This window comes from Neobacillus sp. KR4-4 (genome assembly GCF_042136325.1).
GTDB lineage: Bacteria > Bacillota > Bacilli > Bacillales > Cytobacillaceae > Neobacillus.
The window spans coordinates 308,206-323,864 of record NZ_JBHHJU010000003.1; the positions used below are offsets into that span (position 1 = coordinate 308,206).

General features: G+C 31.4%; 11 protein-coding genes. 9 read left to right on the forward strand and 2 right to left on the reverse strand.

Annotation, left to right across the window (positions count from 1 at the left end):
• Positions 1-409 precede the first annotated feature (409 nt).
• Together ACE198_RS05010 and ACE198_RS05015 are read left to right on the forward strand one after the other, a co-directional pair.
• Complete coding sequence (locus ACE198_RS05010) at positions 410-850, forward strand: Panacea domain-containing protein (protein ID WP_375374842.1); 441 nt, start codon at positions 410-412, stop codon at positions 848-850.
• A 70-nt stretch (positions 851-920) separates the two neighbouring features.
• Positions 921-2,867, forward strand: coding sequence for a hypothetical protein (locus tag ACE198_RS05015; RefSeq protein WP_375374843.1), 1,947 nt, complete (start codon positions 921-923; stop codon positions 2,865-2,867).
• A gap of 169 nt (positions 2,868-3,036) precedes the next feature.
• Here the strand turns inward: ACE198_RS05015 and ACE198_RS05020 are convergent, their stop codons facing one another.
• Complete coding sequence (locus ACE198_RS05020) at positions 3,037-4,248, reverse strand: tyrosine-type recombinase/integrase (protein WP_375374844.1); 1,212 nt, start codon at positions 4,246-4,248, stop codon at positions 3,037-3,039.
• 1,423 nt (positions 4,249-5,671) lie between these two features.
• Between ACE198_RS05020 and ACE198_RS05025 the strand changes: the two genes are divergently transcribed.
• From ACE198_RS05025 to ACE198_RS05040, 4 genes are all read left to right on the forward strand, one after another.
• Complete coding sequence (locus ACE198_RS05025) at positions 5,672-7,156, forward strand: DNA/RNA helicase domain-containing protein (RefSeq protein ID WP_375374845.1); 1,485 nt, start codon at positions 5,672-5,674, stop codon at positions 7,154-7,156.
• A 201-nt stretch (positions 7,157-7,357) separates the two neighbouring features.
• Entirely contained in the window at positions 7,358-8,320 is a 963-nt protein-coding gene (locus tag ACE198_RS05030) for an ABC-three component system protein (RefSeq protein ID WP_375374846.1), read from the forward strand.
• Positions 8,320-8,571, forward strand: coding sequence for an ABC-three component system middle component 6 (locus ACE198_RS05035; RefSeq protein ID WP_375374847.1), 252 nt, complete (start codon positions 8,320-8,322; stop codon positions 8,569-8,571). The genes ACE198_RS05030 and ACE198_RS05035 overlap by 1 nt, the downstream gene beginning before the upstream one ends.
• Positions 8,562-10,304 (forward strand): DUF2326 domain-containing protein, encoded by a 1,743-nt coding sequence (locus ACE198_RS05040; RefSeq protein WP_375374848.1) that lies wholly within the window; start codon positions 8,562-8,564, stop codon positions 10,302-10,304. The genes ACE198_RS05035 and ACE198_RS05040 overlap by 10 nt, the downstream gene beginning before the upstream one ends.
• 159 nt (positions 10,305-10,463) lie before the next feature.
• Here ACE198_RS05040 and ACE198_RS05045 read toward each other — a convergent pair whose 3' ends face one another.
• Positions 10,464-11,810 carry a hypothetical protein gene (locus tag ACE198_RS05045; RefSeq protein WP_375374849.1) on the reverse strand — a complete coding sequence of 449 codons (1,347 nt, stop codon included), beginning with the start codon at positions 11,808-11,810 and terminating at the stop codon, positions 10,464-10,466.
• Positions 11,811-12,047: 237 nt separating this feature from the next.
• Here ACE198_RS05045 and ACE198_RS05050 point away from each other — a divergent pair, with 237 nt between their 5' ends.
• From ACE198_RS05050 to ACE198_RS05060, 3 genes are all read left to right on the forward strand, one after another.
• Positions 12,048-12,665 (forward strand): GNAT family N-acetyltransferase, encoded by a 618-nt coding sequence (locus ACE198_RS05050; protein ID WP_375374850.1) that lies wholly within the window; start codon positions 12,048-12,050, stop codon positions 12,663-12,665.
• Complete coding sequence (locus tag ACE198_RS05055; RefSeq protein WP_375374851.1) at positions 12,662-14,869, forward strand: zinc-ribbon domain-containing protein; 2,208 nt, start codon at positions 12,662-12,664, stop codon at positions 14,867-14,869. Before ACE198_RS05050 ends, ACE198_RS05055 begins: the two co-directional genes overlap by 4 nt.
• A gap of 217 nt (positions 14,870-15,086) precedes the next feature.
• Positions 15,087-15,473: a hypothetical protein gene (locus ACE198_RS05060; protein WP_375374852.1), complete on the forward strand. Its 387-nt coding sequence runs from the start codon at positions 15,087-15,089 to the stop codon at positions 15,471-15,473.
• Positions 15,474-15,659 lie beyond the last annotated feature (186 nt).

The following is a 15,659-nucleotide window of genomic DNA, read 5'->3' on the forward strand; positions in this document are numbered from 1 at the left end:
GGTAATTCTCTCCTTTGGGTATAATAAAAATTAGAAATTCCATTGGTTTTAGCCACTTAATTACCTTCACCAGGAAAAGTGGCCGGTAAGCGTGGGAACTTCTTGTGCTGCTAACACAAGGGGTTCCAAATTTAAGCGAGAAGAACCACCCTTAGTTGGTACGCTGCGGGGTGGCTTTTTCTTGTTCTGGTGTTGTATGTTGTAATTGAATTGAGAAATGAATTTATCTTTAAATGTAAAGTACGACTGTTCTCCAATGAAACAACTTTTGTTAATGAAGAAAAAGTAAATAAGGAATAACATATTCGGTTGCAAAGGACTTTTTAGACTGTATACTATGTTCCTAAACAAATCAAGTGACATCTCTAAGTTCATAATATAAAATAAAATTAGGAGGGGGGGGATTTTTTTGGCAAATGTATTAAATGTTGCTAAATATTTTATAAGTAAAAGTGTACCCGGAACACCTCTGGCAATCACCCACTTAAAACTGCAAAAACTTGTTTATTATGCTCAAGGTTGGAATTTAGCCATAAATAGAAAGCCACTATTCCAGGAAGAAATAAGGGCTTGGGATCACGGACCCGTAGTTCCGGAACTATACTATGAATATAGAAGTTTTGGTTATTTTACAATACAAAATGATAAATTTAACAACAAACAAAATGGGAAAAATATTTTTTCTAAAGCGGAATTAAAGGTGCTTGATCAGGTTTGGGAAGAATATGGTAAATTTGATGGGAAGTTTTTGGAGGAATTAACTCATCAAGAAGATCCTTGGCTTTATACCAATAGAAATGGAAAAATTGAACAAAATAGTATGCAAAAATATTTTCAGAAGTTATTATAAATATAGAACTTGTATATCACTTGAGACGGATTTTATTCGTCTCTTTTATTATTGTTAAGTGAGGATTTATATGAAAAAATTAATAGATGGAATTGTTATTTTTATTAGACAGTGTCTTTTGTTTATTAAGCCTAGTATAAAAGGCATAAAAAAATATTATATAGTAATAGGAAATGTACTTATTGATACTCTTCTTGCCATTAAGTTAAATTTTTCAATCAAAGGTTTATTTATAAAAACTGCATTATTTTATATGTTTAATGTTTTTGTTTATTATTCTTTTATTAGAAGCACCCTTGCCTTAATAATAATAGTATTTTCTATATATCTGTATACGTTTTTTTATGGAGACCCCCCTGAAAAGTTAACCCTTAGTCCTAGTGTTGTAGATAAATTAACTGAAATTAAAGAGAACTTGGGCTTTAACGGCATAAATGATTATGTAATTAATAATGCTATTTCCGGTATTTCGGCCTCATTAGCAATTATAGTTTCTATTGTTTCAGCATTTTATGTATTTACCCATAGAGAGCAAAAAAGCATTTCACCATCAGCATCAATAAAGAATGGTAAAAATTATTTAGTGGCAATATTTATTATATCGTTTGTTCTAACATTATTATTTGGGCACACACTTTCTAGTAATTATGAATCCTTAATTGCAGATCTTCCTGCTAAAACTTTGGATATTACAAACTTACTTCATAAACGGGTTATATTATTTGTTACTTCGGTTTTATGTTCTATTTATCTTTTTGTTAAGTTAATACGCTATCTTTTAGCTAGTATGAGTATAAATGAAATGCTAATTGATTCAATTAATGAAACACAGAGAAATATAATTCTTATTACTAAATTTTACAAGAGCTCTAGATTTCAAAGACTTTTGAATGGTTTATATCAAGAAGCTCATTATAATATTGAAAGTGTTTATCAAAATCTAAAATATGTTTCTGAAAATAATATGAATCAGGAATTTGAGGATAGTATTTTAAAATTCGAAGAGGTAATAAAAGTATTCGGGTCTGATAATACTTCCCTAAAAAATGTTTCTCCATATCTTTTGAATCGAGATAATAATCAATATATAAATTTATATTCTTCCCTATTAAGAAATACACTTTCTTTAATAAATTATTTATATAAAAATCAGCATTATAATAAAGGGAGGCGAATTACACAACTTTATTTCTCTTTGTATACAAATGAGGAAGAGACCCTAAAAAAGTTCTTTATTATAAGCTTAAAGGAATTTCTTGATTCAATAGATATTAATAGTAATCGACAAATGGATGATTTTTTGTCTGGTTTAAATTCAATTCCATTACAAGAAGTTTTAATAATTTACAAAAAGCTTTTAATGATATTAATTTCAAATAATAATATTAAAAGTTTAACTAAGGTTGTATATATATTTAAGGATAGAATACAATCCTTTCGGACTTTACAAACACAAGGTAAAAAAGATGCTCTTGCCCCAAGAGTAGTTATAGACATTAAAAACTTTGTAGTAATTATTTTATTGCAATGCTTAATAAGAAGTATTGAAATCTCACACTACGGTTCGACAGGGTTCCTTATTAAATATCTAATTACAAACTTTGAAACAGGCCTTATAAACAAATGTTTTATTTCCTTGAAAAAAAATCCTAAGTTTTTCACTAAAATTTTTGATGCAAATACCAATGTAGTGGCTAGTTATTTGGATGAGATTGATACAAGAGAATCAAATGAAGAAACATTTGACTATTGTGGAAAGAAACTTTTAATTTTATTGTTTGGGCAACAACAGTTTGTTAAAAAAAATAAGCTTTGGTTTATAAAGGAAAATGTTGAATGTCAGGAAATCAGGCTTCGAGAGGAATTTGCAAATTGTACTTATCCAGCATATCTTTATAATAAGTTAATATCAGCATCCAAAAATTATGGTCTTTTATTTTTCGAAGATAAAGAGGTAATGGAAAGAATAAGGAATGAAATTGGCGTAAGTGAGAAAGAAGTACTAGTTTCTAAATAATTTATAACAACATTGTGCTAATATAAATTCACCTGTTAAAAAATTAATAGTATAAAGAAAATAGATCGTCTAAATTTGATTTAATTAGATGGTCTATTTTTATTGCTATAATGAATAAACTTTAATTTTTCATTATTAATAAATCTAGTACATTTTTAACCGAAATTTGCTATCTAAAATTTTTGCTCTGATACTTATCCACCACAATGTACGAGCTAAGAACTGATATTCTGCTATGGCCGAGGTGTAGGGATACACACATTTTTCTGTATTGTTCGTGTGTTAATCCACGTTTAGGCAAATTGTGTTTCTTTCTATAGTAATTGATTCGGTCTAGTTCTTTTCTCATTCGTTCAATTATTATTTCCTCATTTGAACCTTGAGCCCTTACATATTCTCCAATCATTTTTCTAATCTGATATGTGCTCATAAAACGTATGGAATCGTACAATTTTTGAGCGTAGTACTTTCTATTGGAGTGAGTGGTAAAACGGCGTTCTTCACGGGAGACTCCTGCCTTTTTAGCAGCGTTTTTTGTATATCTTTGAACCGTTTCTACCGCGTTCTCGAGGTTCATATCATTACCGTTTGAATGTTGGAGAGCAAATACAGGGGAGCCCGGTTTCTTTCCATCACAAGCATCTCTGAGGAGCTTCTCAGCTGCTACTGTCATTGGAATGGTCCGGGTGAAGTTGTTTTTATCATTTCGGAACGTAATCTTTTTTTTCTCGAAGTCGATATCGTTAACGAGTAATTTGAAAATGGATTTTATCCTACCTCCACATTCCTCTTGTAATTGGTTGATAACTAGCGATATTTTACCGTTCCTGGTAGATGTATTGAAATGAGCTTGAACAGCGTCAATATCACGTTTTGTGGGCTTAATAGCCGTTACTTCATCTTGACTTCTTAGAACGCCTCGTTCCTTTAGATAATCCAATCGTTCTTCTTTGTTTCCTACACGAATCGTGATATCTATTCCGAATAAATCTGTATCATTCACAGTTTTTCGGAACAACTCCAAGGCGTGTATACGCCTTTGTATCTGGCCGGCCGAAAGGCTGCCTTTATCGTAACGATCTATGAGATGTTCAAAATATTTGTCCCACATTTTCCCGTTCATATGAGTAGGGGAGAGTCGTTTATAATTCGGTCCTTCCATTTTTGAAATATCGGTTAACATTGTTGCCATCGATTTTTTGTATGAAATGTAAGTTTCTTTTCTTAGTTTTTTCTTTTTAATTCCTATCTCTTTCAATTCAGCCACTTGAAAGACCAGCTCCACTTTTTCAAGTGCTAATTCCAAAGCAGATTTGGTTCGTTCAATCTGCTTTTTTTCTCTCTCTTTTTTTCTGTTTCTTGTCCTTTTTCTCTTGCCCATTTTGCATCACCTCCTAATTTAAGAATGGGCGAAACCCAAAAATCGCGTCTGCTAACTCGCTGTAATGTTTGCCCGGAGGGAATGAAGCTTCGCATTTCATTCCTCCGTTTGGCAAACAAACAGCGAGTAAGCAAAGGAGATTTGGTGTCGATTAGTACCTAATTTGGGTGCAAAAAAGTAATGTATTTTTGTGCAGTTTCCCTCCAACCTTACGTTTCCGGAAATCTCATCGTTCCATCGTTTCACGATGTAACGCATTCGCTTTCCTCTAACGCTGGTCGGAGAGAAACTGCACACGCACGAAATGTATCTTCACTCAATTGTTGAACGCTCATTTCTGCATTCGCGGAAACTCGCAGTTCAACAATGATCGTTCCGATCATTTCGTTGGCTTAATCCTGACTCATTATGTAGTACTTTGACCCGAGAGACGTATCTTCTAAATGTAGTGACACTCTCCAATCAAATATAGCTCATCATCTATATCTCATTGGAACTTATCACCCATCTGCATCTCCCGTGTTGCGGACGCAGGTTATACCCACGCAAGTTGGTGCCTCCTTTACACCAACCCATCTCTCTTTTTTAGAAAGAGTTCGATCCCCCGTAGGTTCACTAGACCGCCTACCACTTCTCCCAATTGGGAACGCAGGTAGGAGCTTATCCACTGCCGGACTTAGCTCTCGAAAGCGGGCTTTTGGCCCAAGTTTAATTAATGGTTCGGTTAAACTTAATACTCACATAATGAATTGATTAAAAGCAAAATACATTTCTTTACAATATTAAACTAGGTAAAGCTAATTATTTTTGTTTACATCACACTCCAAAAGTTTTTTGTTCTACTTTTTCTTCGTGTCTCTTTACCACTTCTGGGATTACTCAGAGAACTTCATTCATACGGTCAAAAGTAGGGGACTTACATTTTGAGTTCCAGTAACCTTATCACTCTCCTAAAATAAAAATTGTTTTTCACTGTATCACACTCCTTAAAGATAAATTACCTCATAATTAGATTTCCTTTGGAAATAAAATTCTGGTTTATACGGAGAGTAAAAACCTCCCCTTACTCAGAGCTTGTTTGCCCTTTCTTCTCGTGGTTCTGCTCGAACTATACGAGATTTCTCTCAATACTCTGTCTTGAGTTCAGCGAGAGAAAAACCTTTAATTACAGTTGATAAAATTATAGGATGAAATTTTTAAAATAAACAAAAAAAGAAAAACAAACCCTTAAAATCATTGAAATTGAATGAGACGTATAACTCATATGACTTAAATTAAGTAGTAGGTAATAAAACGAAATTGTTGTCTTTTTGTATGGGATACATTTTAGTAATTTAATATAAAGACTACTCATTGTTTATTTCCAAAAGTATCCTATTTTGATGATTAATGTTATAATTTGTCATAAAAGTATGAAAGGGAAATGCTATCAGTGAAACCAATAAATTTATTATCATTAATTAACGCAAAAGATAAATTAACCCCTACAGTTTTTGACCTATACTTAAACAATTTTGAGACTAAAATAAAAAATAGTGAGATAGAGGATTTACGTTCTCTTTTGGATCAAATATTAGATATAGAACCAGAAGTGGATCTCTTGGATGGTTATTATATTGGTTATACAATTAATCAGATAGGAAAGGAGTTTGACCTTTTAAGGTTTGGGGAGAGTAATATTATTAATATTGAATTGAAAAGGGAAAATACAGGTGAAAGAATAAAGGAACAATTAATACGAAATAAATACTACCTCGGGTTTTTAGATAAAAGCGTGTTGAGCTTTACTTATGTTTCGCAAGAACAAAAATTATTTTATTTAGATGAGAGTGATGAATTAAAAGAAGTAGAAATGCTATTTTTAATATCTGAATTAAATGAGCAAAAAGTAATCGATATTGAAGATATACATAAATTGTTTGACCCCTCAAACTATCTAGTATCTCCTTTTAATTCAACTGAAAGTTTTATTCAAAACAAATATTTTTTAACAGAACATCAAGACTCAATAAAAAAGAGTATTTTAAAACTAAGTACGGATGATAGTCCTTGTTATATTTCGATTGAAGGATCAGCAGGTACAGGAAAAACTCTCTTAATCTATGATATTGCCAAAGAATATATAAATAGTTCCAAGTCAGTCCTTATTATTCATTGCGGAACATTAAATAGAGGTCATAATGCATTAAAGGTGGATTACTCTTGGGAAATTGCAGCAATTAGAAATTATAAATCATATAATTTCAGCAATTTTGACGTAATTATTTTTGATGAGACCCAGCGAATAGTTAAATCACAATTTGAAGAAATTTTAGAGGATATAAAAGAAACCAATGTTAAATGTATTTTCTCATATGATAAACAACAATGTTTGGGAGAATGGGAGATTAGGAATGACATACCTGGTTATATTCAGGATAACCTTAGACCAAAACATTTTCAATTAACAGAAAAAATCCGAACAAATAAAGAAATAGCTTCATTTATTAAAAATTTATTTGACTTGTCAAAAAGGAACCCGACTCAAGTTTATTCTAATATTGAAATTCGATACTTTTCGACTTCATCAGGTGCTAAACAATATATAGAAACTCTTGAAACCAAAGGGTGGAAGGCGATTAATTATACTCCTTCACAATATGCAACGTTGCCATATGAACGTTTTCAAAATAGGCATAGGGATTCTGCTCATAAAGTAATTGGACAAGAATTTGATAAAGTAATTGCTGTAATCGATAGATACTTCTATTATGATCAGAATGGATTACTTTCTATTAGAGGTTTTACTCCATATTACCATCTTACAAAAATGCTTTTCCAAATAGTCACTAGAGCAAGAAAAAAACTTACCATTGTGATTATTAATAATGAACAACTTTTAGAAAAATGCCTTGGTATAATTAAGTAACATCATACCTGTTCATTTCTGTATATATATACGCCAACATAAGGGCGGATCGGTAAGATAACCGATTTTGAAGTAAACTGTGATATTTAGTTTAAGTCTCCCCAGAAAAAGACCGAGATATTTCGGTCTTTTTTTAGCTGTTAATATTAGGATAATAATGTAAAATATTCATAGATACCTTTTACAAGGAGAATTCTATTTATGGAAAGAGACGATAAATATTTAGCAAGAATTATGTTTCAGAATAAAATATATTCGAGTGATGGTCAAAATTTTGAGGATCTATTTACAAAAATTATGGGGTATAGACATAAAGACTTCAGAGCGGTTAAGCCTCAAGGTAGACTAGGAGATATGAAGAATGATGGGTATATTTTAGATAATGGTCAATTTTACCAAGTTTATGGACCTGAAAATATATCAAATAGTATTGATAATGCAATATCTAAGCTTGAGGAAGACTTTGACGGCCTATTAAATAAGTGGTCCGATGAAGTTAAAATAAAGGAATTTCATTATGTGGTGAATGATAAGTATAAAGGTGCTTACGTTGAAGTACATAAAAAAATATTAAAGCTGCAAGATATCATAGACACACTTGGAGAGAGTAGAAAAATAAAAACAGGATTAATTGTTGCAAGGAATTTAGAAAATATTTTATTTGAATTAAATGAAGACGATATTATAGCTGTTGTAGGGTTAATTCCGAGAACTCATTCGATTTATAACGTGGATTATGATTGTTTAAATGACGTAATCCAACATATATTAAATCTTCCTTCAAAAAATTATGTAGAAGACGATTTGTTTGTTCCAGATTTTAATAAAAAAATTAATTTTAATAATTTAAGTAAAATCATTGAACGTAGATTAGATGCAGCAGCAATCAACTATGGTGATGTTGAAACATATTTTAAATATCAAGGAGACTTTCTGAGAGATGAAATAAAGAATAAATTCGTCGATTTATATAATGAGTCTAAAAAAATAATAAAGGAAGATGAGGAAAATTATTCGGACCGAAGGTATATGTATATATTAGATAAATGTATGCCTAAAAACAGTAATAATTCTATACAACAAGCAACTGAATGTTTAATGGCATTTTACTTTGAGAGTTGTGACATTTTTGAACAGCCCATCTTTGTGGAGGTTGAAAAATAGTGATTCTACCTCAAAAACACATAAAGTTATCAGAATCAATATTTGCTATGGGGGCTATAATCCTCAGTTTACTTGATAATCAAAAGTATATAGGTATAGATGAATTATGGGAAAAACTTAAGAGTAAAAATCAGATTGAGAAATTAATTGATGATTATTCGTTTGATAAGTTTATTATCTCATTAGATTATTTATTTACAATTGGTACTATAGATGCAAATGAGAATGGAGGCCTTATAAAATGTTTTTAAGAAAGTTGAGTGCAAATAAATCAGGCTTCCATACAATCATTTTTAAAGACGGTCTTAATTTTATTGTGGGGAAAAGAGAGAATCCAGAAGAAAAGGATTTGAAAAATACCTATAATGGAGTTGGAAAGTCGTTAGCTATTGAACTAATTCATTTTTGTTTGGGAAGTAAAAAAATAGATGTTTTTGAAGAAAACTTAGAGGGTTGGATTTTTACTTTAGAATTTGATCTTAATGGTGAAGAATATTTTGTTTCAAGAAATTGCTCAGATCAAAATAATGTAATATTAAATGGTAAAAAAATTACTGTTGGAAAATATACAGATCTCTTATTGGAAAAAGTATTTGGTTTTGAAAAAGATAATAAAATTAAGTATCTCACATTTAGAAGTTTAATTTCACGTTTTATAAGGCGAAATAAGTCGAGCTATACAAGATATGATAAGTATCAAGAAAAGGAAACAGACTATGCTAAGTTATTAAACAATGCCTTTTTATTAGGTATGGATGTTAAACTGATTGAAACTAAGATGTTATTAAAGAAGAGCATTGATGAATTGGATAAAAATAAAAAAATAGTAGAAAAAGACCCGATCTTAAAAGAGTATTTTATTGGAAATGATGATTTAGATTTTGAAATTATTGATTTAAAAGATGAAGTAATGGATTTAGAGAATAAAGTAAAAGAATTTAAGGTTGCAGAAAACTATCGGGACATTCAAGAGGAAGCGGATATTCTATCGTTTGAAATAAGGGAGTTAAGAAATAAAATTAGCCTTATCGACAATTCAATTAGAAAAATTGACAAGAGTATAAGTATAAAACCAGAAATTGAATTAAATAAGATACTCGATATGTACGGTGAAGCCAAATCACTATTTGAAGACAAAGTTAAAAAGACTCTCAATCAAGTTACTGAGTTTCATAATAAATTACTCTCAAGCAGAAAAGAGCGGTTAGAAAAACAAAGAGAATCGTTTCAGAAAGATAAAGAGGATTTACAAAAAGAAATAAATGCAAAAGGTATTGAATTGGATAAGAGAATGAAGTTTCTTGGAGGATATGGTGCTCTTGAAGAGTATGATGCACTATATGACAAATTAAATACCTTACGAAATAAATTAGAAAAAGTGATGGATTATAAGAATTTAATAGAAACTTATGATGAAAGATTTGCACAAGCTAATATCAATATAGAAGAACAAAAATTAGAAGCTAGTAAATATTTAAAGGAACATAAAGATATGCTTGACGATATTATGGCTACTTTTAGATCCTACTCAAAGGCTTTTTATAAGAATAAAGCGAGTGGGTTAGACATTAAAATAAACGATGGTCTTAATCAGATCAGATTTGATATTAATGCTAAAATTACTGGGGACTCATCTGATGGAATAAGTGAAGTGTGTATTTTTTGTTTTGATATGACTTTGCTTAAATTAAAAAACCATAAGGTGAATTTTCTCTTCCACGACAGTAGACTATTTTCAAATATGGATCCGAGGCAGAGATTATCTCTTTTAAAAATAGTTGAAGAGGAAACTAAAAATGAAGAAATTCAATATATCTCATCAATTAATGAAGATATGATCTCTACAATTAGAGATGTTACGACCGAAGAAGAATATCAACATTATAAGAAATTAATCGATCAGAGTACTATTTTGAAACTTACTGATAAATCAGATGAAGACAAGTTATTAGGTATGACAATAGATTTACCATACGACAAATAAAGAAGGTTCTTTGTTAAAAATTAGGCGTATTTCCATAGTTTGGGAGTACGTCTTTCTTTATGTGAAGGAATGTACTTTATTATTCTTGGTTTAGTTATAGGAGATAAAGAAAAAGACCGATATATCCGGTCTTTCTTTTAAACTATCAACAAGAGGATTTTATAACACTGCCTTATTTAAAAAACTTAATAAATTCTTTATATATGCTTGTTCGTTTTCTACACTAAAAAAATGATTAGTTAAAGAACGTCGTCTCTCGATTTCGGCTATATTTGGGAACACTTCCGAACGCTTACTATTAATTTTTATGTATCCTTTTTGAGGATCACTGGTTTCTAACCCACTTTCCGAACGTGCCTCTGTGAACTTAACAACTTCCTCTAGACACTTAACGCACCTATTTTTAATTATGCCAATATCAGAGTCGAGGTTGTTTGGAATATTGCTCCAAGTAATGGAAGTATCTAGGTTTTGAGCGATTAATGCATTTTCTAGTTTTTTTAGGTCTGATTCTAATTGCAGCATTTTTAGAGACAATCGATCAATTTCCTTTAAGTTATTTTTATGAATTTTTCCGCTATCATTAACAATAGCATTGTATTCCCTAACAGAAATTGTAGAAAAAATTAGTTTTATTTTCAGCCATTTACTTAGATGGGTACGAATAAATTCCAAATATCTATTCTGATAGTTTCGAATGTCTGTTATAGTTGGATCGATAGTAATGATATTGCCAGTCGGATCTAAAATAATTTTCGAATTTTTCATAACTGCTTTTTCTTGTATAGTTTCTATTTTATAATGCCATTTTGCATTGAATCGGTCCAACTGAAATATATCGAAAAGGTCGTGGTATTCTTCTGCGTATCCTTTAATTCGTTTTAAAGCTACCTCCAATATCGCTTCCCTCTCCATAAAAATTTTTACTTTAGTATCCTCAAATTCTAATTCACTTAACTTTTTTCCTTTACGTAGATCAAATTTAGCCTTTTCCACTTTATCTTCGGGAACCATTTTATATTGCTGCTTTTCGTAATCGTAATACCAATAATCACTGCACTTATAAGTGTTAAACGGTGCTAAGTATCTAGTATCCTTTTCCATTCTAGATAATTGAGCTCCCCAGAATTGGACTTCTACAAGTCCTAAAGGCTTAATGATAAGTTTAGCATTAGATTGAACGAACTTGCCTGTTTCCGGCAATCTAAAGGGCTTTTTCTTATAGTGTTCTCTTTTCTGTTCATCGTAAATCGGAACTAGGATTTCATATACTTTTTTTAATTCCCCAGGGGTGTCGGTATCTATTAATTCCTTATGGCCAAAGGTTATATCATTATTTATATCGGAGAACTGGGGAGTTAGTATGTTTTGAGCTAATTCGTGATTTTCTACTTTGGTTAAAATAAATTCCATCATTTCAGAAATTGAACAATAAAGCATCTCTATAAGATCTTGATTATTTTTTACATCATAAATATTTCCTAAAGATAACTCTTGAAAATCCAAAACTAAATCACTCCTTTCGCAAGTGGAGTTTACACAAAATATTTTAAATATCAATTTCAGATGAAAAAATCTGACCATTTTGATTGATTTGAATGATATAGGTTTTCGGCAATTAAGTGAAGTGAATTTTAACCTGAACTGGAGAGTTAAACAACGGATTGGATTTTTATGGTAAAATAATAAGACACAGTAATTATTTAATTAGACAGAGGATAAACTTGGTAGGGAGTGGTTTTTATGTTTGGTTCAATATTTAATTCTTTGTTTGATATAGATAAACACAGGAATAAAAGACATTACTCTGGAACTATAATAAAGGATTTAGATTTAGAATTAAAAAAGGAAATTAAAAAGATTAACGAAGATCCTGATAAATCCATTCTAGATGTTTTACATAAAGATGGGGAACGTATCATTGTTTATCGTACTATTTTTGACCAAGATGAAAAATATGGACCATTTTTTATAGAACTTAAAGTCATTCATAAAAAAGGTATCGTACTGAACCGAATTCGTTTAAGTGCCAATTACACCAGTGAAAAGATGGTTGAAATTGGTGATATAGAAGTTTTTGGAGAGAATGAAGGAAGGGGATACGGATCAACATTACTCAATTCATTAATTAATTTTGCTAAAGACAACTCTATAAATACAATTTCAGGTTGGATTTCCTATGCAGATAAAAATCACTTTGATAAACTTGATTATTTCTATAAAAAATACGGTTTCAAGGTGATTTGGGGTAGTGAAAGTAACATTACAAATAAAGCCGCAGACATAATATGGACTAATTCTTGTAACTTAAACAATGCGGAATCGAGGATAAATGAGTTCGAAAAGAGATCGTTCCAATGAAGAAAAGCTTATATCAATGGTGTGTAGAAAATGGCACTGACTATTTGTTAGCCGAGTGGGATTACGAAAAAAATGAAAACTTTAAGGTTAAAGATATTGGATACGGTAGTCAAAAAAAAGTATGGTGGATTGGCAAGTGTAATCATCAATGGTTATCTACTATTAAGAATAGAACAAGTGGCACAGGCTGCCCTACTTGTCTTGAAGAAAAAACCGGTAGGAAATTGGGGCAAAGGCGAAGTTTTAAAAAAGGTGTTAATGATCTAGCCACGGAGCATCCAGATTTAGTGAACGAATGGGACTACAATAAAAATGGTGACTTACATCCATCTAAGTGTATGAGTGGCAGTCGAAAGAAGGTATGGTGGATTTGTCATAAGTGCAATGAAAGTTATCAAAGTGGCATAGCTGACAGAATAAGAGGCAGAGAATGTCCAAATGGAGTATGTCGAAAAACGAAACAAGCAGAAAATATAAAGAGGGCTCTTGTTGAAAGAAGAGGTTCACTTTTAGAACATAATCCTGAATTAGCAAACGAGTGGCATCCGTTTAAGAATGGAAAACTTACACCTGATAATATAAGTCCAGCAAGTGATGTGAAGGTATGGTGGTTGGGTTTTTGCAATCACGAATGGCAGGCTACGCCAAGTAACAGGGTGCGAATGAAAAGTGGATGCCCTATTTGTAATAACAAGATTGTTTTAATTGGATTCAACGATTTAGCTACTACTCATAAAGAATTATGTAAAGAATGGGATTATAAAAAGAATAGTGATTTGTCGCCAACTACAGTTGTAGCCGGAACTCATAAACAAGTTTGGTGGCTTTGTAAAAAAGGACATAGTTTTAAGGCATCAATTAGCAACAGAGCAAAAAAGAATGGTACAGGTTGTCCTGAATGTGATATAGAAAGAAAATCATCCTTCAATGAAAAAGTAATTTTTTATTACATAAAATTATTATTTAATGATGTTCAGGAAAATTTTCGCCCTGATTTTCTCAACAGAAAAGAATTGGATATATTTATTCCAAGTTTATCCCTTGCAATTGAGTATGACGGCGAATTTTATCACAAAAATGCTTTAAGAGATATAAAAAAGAATAAACTTTGTGAGGAAAAAGAAATAGATGTAATTCGTATTAGGGAGCCAAATTGCCCGGTACTTCCTAAAACAATTAATTGTTTTGTGAGAAAAACATTAAATGAAAATGAATTAAAAGATTGCGTTGAATTTGTCATTGCTTATATAAATGAAAAATATAAGATGAATTTAATGGCAGACATCGATATACCTCGTGATCGACCAAAAATAATGGAACTGTATTTAATATCTGAAAAGGCCAAGTCACTTGCATTTATGAGTTCTGATTTAGCAAAAGAATGGCATCCAACAAAAAATGGAGTTTTAACACCTGAAAAAATTTCTTTTAGTTCAAATAAAACAGTCTGGTGGTTAGGTCTATGTGGCCACGAATGGGAAGCTAAGGTTAACAACAGGTTTAACGGAAATGGATGCCCTAGATGTTATGAAAATACCACTGGTAGAAGGATTGTTCATAGACGTAGGTTGATTATGGGAGAGAATGATCTAGCTACGGAAAATCCTGAATTAGCAAGACAATGGCACCCCACTAGAAACCAAAATTTACTCCCGTCCCAGTTTTTAAGTGGGAGTCATTCAAAAGTATGGTGGCTTGGTAAATGTGGCCACGAATGGGAAGCTGAAATAGGTAGTAGAAATAGTGGTGTTGGCTGTCCTTATTGTTCTAATAAAAAAGTTCTAGCAGGTTTTAATGATTTGGAATCTCAAAATTCTCAATTGACAAAAGAATGGCATCCTGTGAAAAACCAGGAATCGAAACCATCTGATGTAATTATAAATAGCGATAAGAAAGCGTGGTGGCTTGGTAAATGTGGCCACGAATGGGAAGCAAGAATAAATAGCAGAAACAGGGGTACCGGTTGTCCTTATTGTGCCAATCAAAAAGTGTTAAAAGGATTTAATGATTTCGAAACTAAACATCCTGAACTAGCAAAAGAATGGCACCCCACTCAAAATGGTGATTTAAAACCCTCCAAGGTAATTGCCAATGGAGATAAGAAGATCTGGTGGATCGGTAAATGTGGACACGAATGGAAAGCCGGTATTTATAAGAGAACTCAAGATGATAGATGCCCAATATGTTCAAAAAATAAAAGTTAAAATAAGGAGCTGTTTATTACTACTTTGCATCAAATGTAATTACACAAAATAATAAGGTACACCATTTCTTATTTGTAGTGTTGGTGTCCTAAAAAGAGTGAGTTAATAAAAATATAATAAAATAAAGGGTTTTAAAAAATTTATAATCGGGAGAACCTTGTTAATAAAAACCCTTCTCTTAATATAATTAGTATATAAGAGAAAAGGAGGGATAAAGGTGATCTATCATTATCCAGAAGAGATTTTCACACTAATGAAAGATGAAGTGAATGTTAGGAAAGCGGAAAAGGTTTATCGTTTAATTGTTAATTCTTATCCTGATACTGAAATAGTTTCCCTTAGAAGCTGCATTTCTTTGGCACGTAAAGGAGATAATTACCGCAAGTATGCAACGATTACCAGGGAAGGGGGAAATGCATTGCTTTTACATTTTCCTTTAGAAATCAGAGATAAAATTAACAGTAATAAAGTAAAATTTGAAAAAGCAAAACGCTACCACAATCAAATCAATATAAGGCTGGAAGACATTACTGATGTTGAAAACCTATTAGATTTAATAGAGCTTGCTTATAATAATCCAAGAAAAATAAGATTCACTAAATAGCACCCCGTTGGGGGTGTTTTTTTTATCTGATTTTTTTGGCCCTCTTCTATTGAATTACCGTAAGCCCGAATTATAAAAAAGACGTACCTTCCGGTACGCATTTCAAATAGCCGTAAATTCCGATTTTTTTAATCGAATTACGGCTTATTTCATATTTATTCTGCATTCTGCCTTAATCATTTTTGA